Here is an 11,521-nt window from a genome sequence, read left to right on the forward strand (position 1 = left end):
TCACATGTCCAGCAGCAGCCGGCGCGGGTCCTCGATGCCTTCCTTGACGCGGACCAGGAAGGTGACCGCCTCGCGGCCGTCGATGATGCGGTGGTCGTAGCTCAGCGCCAGGTACATCATCGGCCGGATCTCGATCTTGCCGTTGACCGCGACCGGACGGTCCTGGGTCTTGTGCATGCCGAGGATGCCGGACTGCGGCGGGTTCAGGATCGGGGTCGACATCAGCGAGCCGTAGACGCCGCCGTTCGAGATCGTGAAGGTGCCGCCGGTCAGCTCGTCCATCGACAGCTTGCCGTCGCGGGCCTTGCGGCCGAGCTCGCCGATCGTCTTCTCGATGTCGGCGAAGCCCATCTGGTCGGCGTCGCGCACGACCGGCACCACCAGCCCCTGCGGCGTGCCGACCGCGACGCCGATGTCGTAGTAGTTCTTGTAGACGAGGTCGGTGCCCTCGATCTCGGCGTTGACAGCCGGGATCTCCTGCAGCGCCTGGATGCACGCCTTCACGAAGAAGCTCATGAAGCCGAGCTTCACGCCGTGCTTCTTCTCGAACGCGTCCTTGTACTCGTTGCGCAGCGCCATGACGTTGGTCATGTCCACCTCGTTGAAGGTGGTCAGCATGGCCGCCGTGTTCTGGGCTTCCTTCAGCCGCTCGGCGATGCGCTGGCGCAGCCGCGTCATGCGCACCCGCTCCTCGCGCTCGGCCCGCTGGCGCGGGCCCGCCGGCTGCGCGGGCTTAGCCGCGGGGGCGGGCGCCGGCTTCGCCTCGGGCGCAGGGGCCGGCTTCGCCTCGGGCGCGGCGGACAGGTGCTTCAGCACGTCTTCCTTGGTCAGGCGCCCGTCCTTGCCGGTCGGGCGGATGGCCGAGGGATCGAGCCCGTTGTCGTCGACCAGCTTGCGCACCGCCGGCGACAGGACCTCGTGCCGCTGCTCGGCCGGCTGGGCCGGCGCCGGTTCGGGTGCCGGCTCGGGCTTGCGCGCCTCGGCCTTGGGACGCGGCGCCTCGCCGACATTGACCTGCGCGGCACCGTCGAAGATGCGGCCCAGCACGGCGCCGACCTCCACGTTCTCCCCCTCCTCGGCCAGGATCTCCGCGAGCGTGCCGGCCGTCGTCGCGTTCACCTCGAGCGTCACCTTGTCGGTCTCGAGCTCGACGAGCGGCTCGTCGACCTTGACGGCCTCGCCCACCTTCTTGAGCCAGCGGGCGATGGTCGCCTCGCTGACCGACTCGCCCAGGGTGGGAACCGTGATTTCCGTAGCCATGCCAGCTTGCCTTCTTCCTTAGATCGCCGGGTGGGGCGCGGGTGTTCTCTCGGGGGTCACTTGACGGTGAGCGCTTCGTCCAGGAGCTTCGCCTGCTCCTGGTTGTGGCGCTTCAGCATCCCGGTCGCGGGCGAGGCGGCCTCGGGCCGCCCGACATAGCGCGGACGCCCGGCCTTGTGCCCGATCTCGGCGAGGCAGTCCTCGATCCGGCGGTCGACGAAGAACCAGTAGCCCATGTTGTAGGGCTCCTCCTGGCACCAGACCACGTCGGCGTTCGGGTAGCGGGACAGTTGCGCGATCAGCGAGTTGCGCGGGAAGGGATAGAGCTGCTCGACCCGCACGATCGCGACGTCGTCGAGCCCGCGGCTCTCGCGCTCCTGGACGAGGTCGTAATAGACCTTGCCCGTGCACAGCACGACGCGCCGGACCGCCTCGTCGGCCGCCAGCCGCCCCGCCTCGGGAAGAACCCGGTGGAACGAGGCGTCGGGCCCGAAATCCGCGAGCGGGGACACGCACAGCTTGTGACGGAGCAGGCTCTTCGGGGTCATGACCACGAGCGGCTTGCGGAAGTTCCTGCGCACCTGGCGGCGCAGCGCGTGGAAGTAGTTCGCCGGCGTCGTGATGTTGCAGACCTGGATGTTGTCCTCGGCCGAGAGCTGCAGGAAGCGCTCCGGCCGGGCCGAGCTGTGCTCCGGCCCCTGCCCCTCGTAGCCGTGGGGCAGCAGCATCACGAGGCCCGACATGCGCAGCCACTTCGATTCGCCCGAGCTGATGAACTGGTCGATGATCACCTGGGCGCCGTTCGTGAAGTCGCCGAACTGCGCCTCCCAGATCGTCAGCATGTGCGGCTCGGCGAGCGAGATGCCGTATTCGAAGCCGAGCACCGCCGCCTCGGACAGCGGGCTGTCGTGCACCTCGTAGGTCGCCTGCTCCTCGCGGATGTGGTTGAGGGGGACCCAGCGCTCCTCGGACTCCTGGTCGATCAGCACCGAGTGGCGCTGCGAGAAGGTGCCCCGGCCGACGTCCTGGCCCGACAGGCGAACGGGCGTGCCCTCGACGCACAGCGTGCCGAAGGCCAGCGCCTCGCCGGTCGCCCAGTCGATGCCCTCCCCGGTCTCGATCATCTGCTGCTTCGCCTTGAGCTGGCGGACGATCTTGGAATTGACCTTGATGTGGCCGGGTGCCCGCGAAAGGGCGAGGCCAGCCTCCTTGAGCGTGTCGAGGGGGACCGCGGTCTTGCCGCGCCGGTCGTCGCCCTTCGCCACCTCCATGCCGGCCCACTTGCCTTCGAGCCAGTCGGCACGGTTCGGCTTGTAGCGCGTCGCCGCCTCGAACTCGCCTTCGAGCTTGCGCTGGAAGTCCGCGACCACCTTCTCCGCCTCGGCGGCGGTGACGACGTCCTCGGAGACGAGCTGCCTGGCGTAGATCTCGCGCGTGGTCGGGTGGTTGCGGATCGCCTTGTACATCAGCGGCTGGGTGAAGCCCGGCTCGTCGCCCTCGTTGTGGCCGTGGCGGCGATAGCAGACGAGGTCGACGACCACGTCCTTCTTGAACTTCTGCCGGAACTCGATCGCGATCCGGGCGACGTGGACGACCGCCTCGGGATCGTCGCCGTTCACGTGGAAGATCGGCGCCTGGACCATCTTCGCGACATCGGACGAATACTGGCCCGAGCGCGAGAAGGCCGGCATCGTCGTGAAGCCGATCTGGTTGTTGATGATGAAATGGATCGTGCCGCCGGTCCGGTAGCCCTTCAGCTCGGACAGCAGCAGCGTCTCGGCGACCAGGCCCTGGCCGGCGAAGGCGGCGTCGCCGTGCAGCAGGATGCCCAGCACCTCCTCCCGGCTCTCGTCGGTCGGCGGCGTCTGGCGGCAGCGCTGGATCTGCTTGGCGCGGACCTTGCCGAGCACGACGGGGTTCACGGCCTCGAGATGCGAGGGGTTCGCGGTCAGCGACAGATGCACGACCCGGTCGTCGAACTCGCGGTCCGATGAGGTGCCGAGATGGTACTTCACGTCGCCCGAGCCCTGGACGTCCTCGGGATGGGCGACGTTGCCCTGGAACTCCGAGAAGATCGCCGAGAACGGCTTGCCGATGAAGTTCGCGAGCACGTTGAGGCGGCCGCGATGCGCCATGCCGAGCACGACGTCGCGCAGGCCGAGCTGGCTGCCGCGCTTGAGGACCTGCTCCATCGCCGGCAGCAGCGCCTCGCCGCCGTCCAGGCCGAAGCGCTTGGTGCCGGTGTACTTCTTGTCGAGGAAGCGCTCGAAGACCTCGGCGGCGGTCAGCCGCTCCAGGATCGCCTTCTTGCCGTTGACCGTGAAGTCGGTGTGGTTGCGCGGCCCTTCGATGCGCTCCTGGATCCAGGCCTTCTGGTCCGGGTCCTGGATGTGCATGAACTCGACGCCGATGTTCCCGCAATAGGTCTTCCTCAGCACGTCCATGATCTGGCGGAGCGTGGCGAACTCCATGCCGAGGACGTGGTTGATGAAGATCGGGCGGTCCCAGTCGGCGTCGGTGAAGCCGTAGGTCTTCGGGTCGAGCTCGGGGTGGTAGGTGCGCTTCTCGAGCCCGAGGGGGTCGATGCTCGCCATCAGGTGCCCGCGCACCCTGAAGACCCGGATCAGCATCAGCGCCCGGATGCTGTCGAGCGTCGCCCGGCGGACCTGCTCCTCGCCCAGCCCGTTCAGGGCCTGGTGGCCGGCGGCGGACCCGTTGCCCCGCGTCGCGGCCGGCATCTCCGCCCCGTCGCCGATCACGTTGGACGTGCTCGGCGCCCAGCTCGCCCCGCGCAGCTCGCCCAGAACGGCGCGGGCGTCGTCGTCGAGTTCGGCGAAGAAATCCGCCCAGCTCGGGTCGACGGAGGCGGGATCTTCGAGGTAGCGGGCGTGGAGTTCGGCGATGAAGGTGGCGTTGGGGCCGAAAAGGAAGGAGGTCCGCTCAGACGTGACTGGCATGATTTCGACGCGGGCGTTGTCGCCCGCGCCCTCTCGGTGCGTATGGGGTTGACGTCCTCAGGTGGAAAGCCGGCATCACCCCTTCAAGGTTTTCAGCATCGTGCTGCCCAGGCTGGCCGGGCTGTCCGCCACGACGATGCCCGCGGCCTTCAGCGCCTCGACCTTGAAGTCGGCGGTGTCGTTGCCGCCCGAGATCACCGCGCCCGCGTGACCCATGCGGCGGCCCGGCGGGGCCGTGCGGCCGGCGATGAAGCCGACGACCGGCTTCTTCGTGCGCGACGCCTTCAGGAACTCCGCCCCGCGCACCTCGGCGTCGCCGCCGATCTCGCCGATCATGATGATGCCCTCGGTCTCGGGGTCGTCGAGGAACATCTCCAGGCAGTCGACGAAGTTGGTGCCGTTGACGGGATCGCCGCCGATGCCGATGCAGGTCGACTGGCCGAGGCCCGCCGCCGTGGTCTGGGCCACGGCCTCATAGGTCAGCGTGCCCGAGCGCGAGACGATGCCGATCTTGCCGCGCCGGTGGATGTGGCCGGGCATGATGCCGATCTTGCACGCGTCCGGCGTGATGACGCCGGGGCAGTTCGGGCCGATCAGCCGCGTGCTCGAACCCAGCAGCGCGCGCCTGACCCGGACCATGTCCAGCACCGGGATGCCCTCGGTGATGCACACCACCAGCGGGATCTCGGCGTCGACCGCCTCCAGGATCGCGTCGGCCGCGAACGGCGGCGGGACGTAGATCACGCTGGCGTCGGCCCCGGTGCGCTCGACCGCCTCGGCGACGGTGTCGAACACCGGCAGGTCGAGATGGGTCGTGCCGCCCTTCCCGGGGGTCACGCCGCCGACCATCTTCGTTCCGTAGGCGATCGCCTGCTCGGAATGGAAGGTCCCCTGGGCGCCCGTGAAGCCCTGGCAGATGACTTTGGTTTCGGAATTGACCAGGACCGCCATTTTACGCCGCCTCCTCGACTGCCTTCACGACCTTCTCCGCCGCATCCGCGAGATTGTCCGCGGACAGGATCGGCAGGCCGGACTCCGCCAGTATCTTCTTGCCGAACTCGACGTTCGTCCCTTCGAGCCGGACGACGAGCGGCACGTGCAGCGACACCTCGCGCGCGGCCGCGACGACGCCCTCGGCGATGACGTCGCACCGCATGATGCCGCCGAAGATGTTGACCAGGATGCCCTCGACGTTCGGATCCGACAGGATCAGCTTGAACGCGGTGGTGACGCGGTCGCGCGTGGCGCCGCCGCCGACGTCGAGGAAGTTGGCGGGCGAGCCGCCGTACAGCTTGATGATGTCCATCGTCGCCATGGCGAGGCCGGCGCCGTTGACCATGCAGCCGATGTTGCCGTCGAGCTTGATGTAGTTGAGGCCGTGGCGGGTGGCCTCCAGCTCGGACGCCTCCTCCTCGTCGTGGTCGCGCAGCTCCTCGATGTCCTTGTGGCGGAAGAGCGCGTTGTCGTCGAAGTTCATCTTGGCGTCGAGCGCCAGGATATCGCCGGCGCCGGTCACGACCAGCGGGTTGATCTCGACGATCGAGGCGTCGAGGTCGGCGAAGGCCTGGTACATCGCCAGCATGAACTTCACCGCCGCGCCGACCTGCTTGCCTTCCAGCCCGAGGCCGAAGGCGAGCTGGCGGGCATGGAAGGGCATCATGCCGACGGCGGGGTCGATCGCGACCTTGAGGATCTTCTCGGGGTGCTCGGCGGCCACCTCCTCGATCTCCATGCCGCCCTCCGTCGAGGCCATCACGGTGACGCGCGAGGTGGCGCGGTCGATCAGCAGGCCGAGATAGAGCTCGCGCTTGATGTCGCAGCCCTCCTCGACGTAGATGCGCTTGACCTCCTTGCCGGCGGGGCCCGTCTGCTTGGTCACCAGGACGTGGCCGAGCATCTCGCCCGCGTTCTTCTCGACGTCCTCGACGGACTTGACGACGCGCACGCCGCCCTTGCCCCCGGGATCGTTCCGGAACCGGCCGGCGCCGCGGCCGCCGGCATGGATCTGCGACTTCACGACCCAGACGGGTCCCCCCAGGTCCTTCGCCACCTGCGCTGCCTCGGAGGGCGTATAGGCCACTCCGCCGCGCGGCACGGCGACGCCGTATTTCTTGAGGAGAGTCTTGGCCTGATACTCATGAATGTTCATGGGGCATCCGTCTTTTCTGATGACCTTCGTCCGGTGGGCCGCCCGGCGGGTGGTCCGCGATGGGTCCCCGCGCGCGCCGCTACTGTAGCACCCCGGGGACCGCTATCAACCGGCGTGGCTCGGCCGGCCCTGGCCCGGCCGGCCGCGCGTCAGCCGGCAGCCTTGTCCGCGTCCATCTTCTTGACGACGTCGACGAGGGTCCGGACGGCGTTGACCGAGTGGTCGAACATCTTCTTCTCCTCGGCGTCCATCTCGATCTCGATGATCCGCTCGACGCCGCCGGCGCCGATCACGACCGGCACGCCGACATAGAGGCCGTCGACCCCGTACTGGCCGGTCAGGAAGGCCGCGCAGGGCAGGACGCGCTTCTTGTCCTTGAGATAGCTCTCGGCCATCGAGATCGCCGAGGACGCGGGGGCGTAGAAGGCCGAGCCGGTCTTCAGCAGCTTCACGATCTCCGCGCCGCCGTCGCGGGTGCGCTGCACGATCGCGTCGAGCCGCTCCTGCGTGGTCCAGCCCATCTTCACGAGATCGGGCAGCGGGATGCCGGCGACCGTCGAGTAGCGCACCAGCGGCACCATGGTGTCGCCGTGCCCGCCGAGCACGAAGGCGGTCACGTCCTCGACCGAAACCTTGAACTCGTCGGCCAGGAAATGGCGGAAGCGCGCGCTGTCGAGCACGCCGGCCATGCCGACCACGCGTTCCGCCGGCAGGCCCGAGGCCTCCTGCATCACCCACACCATCACGTCGAGCGGGTTGGTGATCACGATCACGAAGGCGTTCGGGCAGTACTTGCGGATGTTCTCGCCGACCGAGCGGACGACGCCGGTGTTGATGCCGATCAGGTCGTCGCGGCTCATGCCGGGCTTGCGCGGCACGCCGGCCGTCACGATCACGACGTCGGCGCCCTCGATCACGGAGTAGTCGCTGCCGCCCTTCAGCACGGCGTCGAAGCCCTCGACCGGGGCGGCCTGCGCGATGTCGAGCGCCTTGCCCTCCGGGATGCCCTCGGCGATGTCGAACAGGACGATGTCGCCCAGCTCCCTCAAGCCTGCGAGCAGGGCCAGCGTGCCACCGATCTGGCCGGCGCCGACGAGCGCGATTTTCTTGCGTGCCATGAACGTTCCCCAGGTATTGCCGAGCTGATTGACGAGGGGTGAAGGGCCGGCGCCGAGGTCGGGCCGGACGGCCCCCAATCCGCGCGGGTTCGTACCCCGAATCGTATGCGAGGGCAAGGGGAACCGGGCGCCCGCCACCCCCGCGGCACCTCCGGCGGGGGAACGAGGCCGCCATCCGCGACGTTGTCGGTGCACCCGAACCCATTCCGGAGGCGGAAAGAATGAAGCCCGTCACCCTGCTGGCCCTCCTGCTGGCGATGCTGCTGGTGCCGGTGTTGCCGGCCGGCCCCGCGGCCGCACAATCGAGTATGCAGACGGCGAGTATGCAGACGGCGAGTATGCAGACAGCGAGTATGCAGACCGGCGCGCCGGCCGCGGCTCCGACCGGCGCCGCCCGCCTCGCCTGCTGGGCGAACCTGACCCGGCTCAAGGTCTCGATCCCGGCGTGGGAGGAGGCGGAGCCCTGGCCGATCCAGCTTCTCGGCCTCGGGACGTCGGCGACCCAGGCCGACCTTGCGGACCGCGCCTACTGCGCCGCCCTGCTCGACGAGGTCGTGGTGAGCTTCGGAGCGGCCGGAGCGGAATGATTCGCCGCCTCGTGCGGCAGGACGATCTCGAACGCCGTGCCGGGCTCCAGGCTCTCGGCCCGCAGCTTCCCGCCCAGGGCGTCGACCAGCATGCGCACGATGCGCATGCCCAGATTGCCCTCGGCATGCACATCGAAGCCGGGCGGCAACCCGGTGCCGGCATCGGCGATGCGCAGCGTCAGCCCGCCCCCCTCGTCCCGGAGCAGGACCCGGACCGGTCCCCCGGTAACTGACCCCGTGGCCGGATAAGCGTGCTTCAGGGCGTTGGTCACGAGCTCGTTCACGACCAGGCCGACGGAAAGCGCGGCGTCGTTGGACAGCCGGGCCGCCGGCGCCCCGCAGACGAACTCGACCGGCGCCCGCGTCGCCTCGGCGAGGCCGCGCACGAGATGGTCGAGATACTCCGCCAGCTCGACCCCATCCGACCCTTCTCCCCGTTGCAGGCTCCGGTGCAGGAGGGCTACCGCCTCGACCCGCCCGCGCGCCTCGGCGAGCTGGGCGCGCACGGTCGCGTTCCGGGTCAGGCCCGCCTGCAGATCCAGAAGGTTGCCGACGAGCTGGAGCGAATTCTTGACCCGATGGTCGATTTCCCGGATCAGCAGCTCCTTCTGGTCGAGCAGGGTGTCCTTCTCGGTCAGCAGAAGGGCGAGCCGTTCGCGGTAGCGGTCCTCGACCGCCGCCCAGGCGAGCCAGCGCCGCGCGCCCAGGGCGAGCGCCAGCAGCGCCACGCCACCGCCGAGGACATAGGGCAGCAGACCGTCGATCCAGGCGTCGACGACCCCGGCCACGGGCGTGCCGACGATGGCGTAGTAGGGATAGGCGCCGACCCGCCGCACCTTCACCAGGTGGCGGACGCGGTCGGGCAGGACGGCGCGCAGGCCGTAGCCGGCCGCGGCCGGTTCCAGGACCGCGACGACGTCGGGCGCCAGGGTCTCGCCGGGGTCGGGCCCACCCGGGCGGCCCGGTTCGCGCAGGATCACCCGTCCGTCGGCATGCGCCCAGATGAAGGTCGTGCCCTCGGCGAGCGCGTGCCCACTGTAGGTGCTGCCGACGATGCCGGGCTCGAACGAGACCGCCGCCACGCCGTCGAACCCCCCGGCCGCGTCCGGCACGCGCCGGCTCATCGTGAACATCGGCGTCGTATCGTGCAGGTCGCGCAACAGCCCGGAGATGTGGAGGCCGCTCTTGCCGTCCCGGTGCCGGCCGAAATAGCCCCGGCCGGCGACGTTCAGGTCGACCGGCCCCTCGATGCTGGTCGCGCGGACGTCGCCCCGCGCGTCGAAGAGATGGAGCCGGAAGCTCTCTGGCAGCAACGCGCGGAGATGCCGCAGTTCCGCGCCGGCCCCGACCCGGGCATCCGGATCGTCCCAGTCGGTTTCGCGGGCCAGATCGACCATCTGGACGAGCAACAGGTCGGCGGAGTGGACGAGCCGCTCGATGTCGCGCGCCATCAGGGCGACGTCCGCCTCCGTCCGGGCCAGGTGGCGCTCGAAGGTGAGATGATATCCGCGCCACGCCAGTACCGCCGCCAGCCCGCCCAGGACCGCGATCGAGGCGATCAGGGCCATGCGCAGATGGTCGCGCAGACGGCTCCTTCGTACCGCCCGGCCGCCACCGCCGTCCAAGGACCCAGCCATCGCGTTCGTCATCTCCGCCAGGCGGCAATCCATGGCATTCTAGAGATCCCGGCCCGCCGACCGTGAGCGCAAAAAATACCCGCGTATTCCCGATCGATTGGGATGCGGCTCCCGGCCGCGCCGCCGGGGGCCACCACCGCCGGCGGCATCGGTGCTATGATGCCCGGTGCCGTCCCGGACGGACGGCGCCCACGACGGGGAGACGGGGATCGTGCCTTTCGCGTTCGACGTGCTGCCGATGGCCTTGGGAGCGCTGCTCGGAGCGGTTGCCGTGGGGCTGGCCTGGCTGGTCGCGGGCCCGGACCGGGGCGCCGACCGCCAGCGGCTGCTGGCGGAGCTCGACTTCGCCGAGCGCCAGCTCGACGACCTGCGCGAGGAGCTCGGCGTGCGCGACCGGCTCCTGGCCGACCTGAACCGGGCGGTCACGGCCGAGACCGAGCGGCGGTCCGGCGCGGAGGAACGCGCGCGCCGCGCCGCCGAGACGGAACGCGAGCTGGAGGGTGCCCGCACGGAGACTACCCGCCTGGGCGCGCGCGTCGCGGAGATGACGGCGCTGCTCGACCGGGAACGGAGCCTGGGCGTGGAGCGCCTGGCCCTGCTCGAGCAGGCGGAGACCCGGCTGGCCGATGCCTTCAAGGCGCTTTCGGCCGAAGCGCTCCAGCGCAACAACCAGAACTTCCTGGAGCTCGCGAAGGCGACGCTCGGCACTTTCCAGGAGGGAGCCCGCGGCGACATGGACAAGCGCCAGCAGGCGATTGCGGAGATGATCGCGCCGGTGCGCCGGTCGCTGGACGAGGTCGACCGCCAGATCCAGCAGATAGAGAAGGAGCGGGCCGGCGCCTACGAGGGCCTGAAGCAGCAGGTGTCGTCGCTGATGGAGACGCAGCGGGAGCTGCGCCTGGAGACGTCCAACCTCGTGCGCGCGCTGCGCTCGCCGATCGCCCGGGGCCGGTGGGGCGAGATTCAGCTCCGCCGGGTCGTCGAGCTGGCGGGCATGCTCGACCATTGCGACTTCCGCGAACAGGCGAGCGTCGACACCGAGACCGGGCGCCTGCGGCCGGACATGATCGTCAGCCTGCCCGGCGCCAAGACGATCGTGGTCGATTCCAAGGCGCCGGTGGAGGCCTATCTGGACGCGGTCGGCGCCACGGACGACACGGTGCGGCGGGACGCCATGGTCCGCCACGCCCGCCACGTCCGCGAGCACCTGAAGCAGCTCGGCGCCAAGGCCTACTGGGACCAGTTCCGCGACAGCCCGGAGTTCGTCGTGCTGTTCCTGCCCGGCGAGAACTTCTTCAGCGCAGCGCTGGAGCACGACCCGGCGCTGATCGAGGCCGGCATCGACAACGGCGTCATCCTCGCCACGCCGACCACCCTGATCGCGCTGCTGCGCGCCGTCGCCTATGGCTGGCGCCAGGAAAAGCTCGCGCACAACGCCCACGAGATCAGCGCGCTCGGCGCCGAGCTGTACAAGCGGCTCGCGGACCTCGGCGGCCACATGGACCGCCTGGGCTCGCGCCTCGCCGAGGCGGTCGGCTCCTACAACCGCGCGGTCGGCACGCTGGAGAGCCGGGTACTGGTGAGCGCGCGGCGCTTCCGCGACCTTCACGCCACCCCTGGCGGCGCCGAGATGCCGGAACCGGCCCAGGTCGACCAGGCCCCCCGGCTGCTGCAGTCGCCGGAGCTGCGGCCCGTCCCCGAACCGGCGGATTGACCTCCCGGGTCCGGAGGTGCCGCCGGCACCCGAACGGCACCGCTTGACGGGCGGCGCCGCAATCCATATCTGGTCAGGTCCGAACAGAAACTGTCCGAC

The 11,521-nt window shown here is 69.8% G+C and carries 8 protein-coding genes; 2 read left to right on the forward strand and 6 right to left on the reverse strand.

Annotated elements, in window-relative coordinates; all coding sequences use genetic code 11:
* From odhB to mdh, 5 genes are all read right to left on the reverse strand, one after another.
* A complete protein-coding gene (gene odhB / locus VGO20_RS07130) occupies window positions 1–1,260 on the reverse strand; it encodes a 2-oxoglutarate dehydrogenase complex dihydrolipoyllysine-residue succinyltransferase (RefSeq protein ID WP_327501620.1) in 1,260 nt (419 codons plus the stop codon).
* A 56-nt stretch (window positions 1,261–1,316) separates the two neighbouring features.
* Window positions 1,317–4,217, reverse strand: coding sequence for a 2-oxoglutarate dehydrogenase E1 component (locus VGO20_RS07135; protein ID WP_327501621.1), 2,901 nt, complete (start codon window positions 4,215–4,217; stop codon window positions 1,317–1,319).
* 75 nt (window positions 4,218–4,292) lie between these two features.
* Window positions 4,293–5,168, reverse strand: coding sequence for a succinate--CoA ligase subunit alpha (gene sucD / locus VGO20_RS07140; protein ID WP_327501622.1), 876 nt, complete (start codon window positions 5,166–5,168; stop codon window positions 4,293–4,295).
* A 1-nt stretch (window position 5,169) separates the two neighbouring features.
* Entirely contained in the window at window positions 5,170–6,366 is a 1,197-nt protein-coding gene (gene sucC / locus VGO20_RS07145; protein ID WP_327501623.1) for an ADP-forming succinate--CoA ligase subunit beta, read from the reverse strand.
* Window positions 6,367–6,515: 149 nt separating this feature from the next.
* Window positions 6,516–7,484 carry a malate dehydrogenase gene (gene mdh / locus VGO20_RS07150; RefSeq protein WP_327501624.1) on the reverse strand — a complete coding sequence of 323 codons (969 nt, stop codon included), beginning with the start codon at window positions 7,482–7,484 and terminating at the stop codon, window positions 6,516–6,518.
* Between the two features lie 221 nt (window positions 7,485–7,705).
* Here mdh and VGO20_RS07155 point away from each other — a divergent pair, with 221 nt between their 5' ends.
* The gene (locus VGO20_RS07155; protein ID WP_327501625.1) at window positions 7,706–8,071 is read left to right on the forward strand and encodes a hypothetical protein; all 366 of its coding nucleotides are present in this window, start codon (window positions 7,706–7,708) and stop codon (window positions 8,069–8,071) included.
* Here VGO20_RS07155 and VGO20_RS07160 read toward each other — a convergent pair.
* Entirely contained in the window at window positions 8,011–9,708 is a 1,698-nt protein-coding gene (locus tag VGO20_RS07160) for a sensor histidine kinase (protein ID WP_327501626.1), read from the reverse strand. The genes VGO20_RS07155 and VGO20_RS07160 overlap by 61 nt on opposite strands.
* Before the next feature lie 211 nt (window positions 9,709–9,919).
* Here VGO20_RS07160 and VGO20_RS07165 point away from each other — a divergent pair, with 211 nt between their 5' ends.
* Window positions 9,920–11,422, forward strand: a complete 1,503-nt coding sequence (locus tag VGO20_RS07165; RefSeq protein ID WP_327501627.1) for a DNA recombination protein RmuC — start codon at window positions 9,920–9,922, stop codon at window positions 11,420–11,422.
* The last annotated feature ends 99 nt before the right edge of the window (window positions 11,423–11,521 follow it).

The organism is Arenibaculum sp., from assembly GCF_035998295.1.
Lineage (GTDB): Bacteria > Pseudomonadota > Alphaproteobacteria > Azospirillales > Azospirillaceae > DASYHS01.

Bases quoted from the DNA above. Each gene is read 5' to 3' on its own strand.
- VGO20_RS07155 (WP_327501625.1), top strand. From the start codon at position 7,706: ATGAAGCCCGTCACCCTGCTGGCCCTCCTGCTGGCGATGCTGCTGGTG.
- mdh (WP_327501624.1), bottom strand. From the start codon at position 7,484: ATGGCACGCAAGAAAATCGCGCTCGTCGGCGCCGGCCAGATCGGTGGC.
- sucC (WP_327501623.1), bottom strand. From the start codon at position 6,366: ATGAACATTCATGAGTATCAGGCCAAGACTCTCCTCAAGAAATACGGC.
- sucD (WP_327501622.1), bottom strand. From the start codon at position 5,168: ATGGCGGTCCTGGTCAATTCCGAAACCAAAGTCATCTGCCAGGGCTTC.
- odhB (WP_327501620.1), bottom strand. From the start codon at position 1,260: ATGGCTACGGAAATCACGGTTCCCACCCTGGGCGAGTCGGTCAGCGAG.
- VGO20_RS07135 (WP_327501621.1), bottom strand. From the start codon at position 4,217: ATGCCAGTCACGTCTGAGCGGACCTCCTTCCTTTTCGGCCCCAACGCC.
- VGO20_RS07160 (WP_327501626.1), bottom strand. From the start codon at position 9,708: ATGGCTGGGTCCTTGGACGGCGGTGGCGGCCGGGCGGTACGAAGGAGC.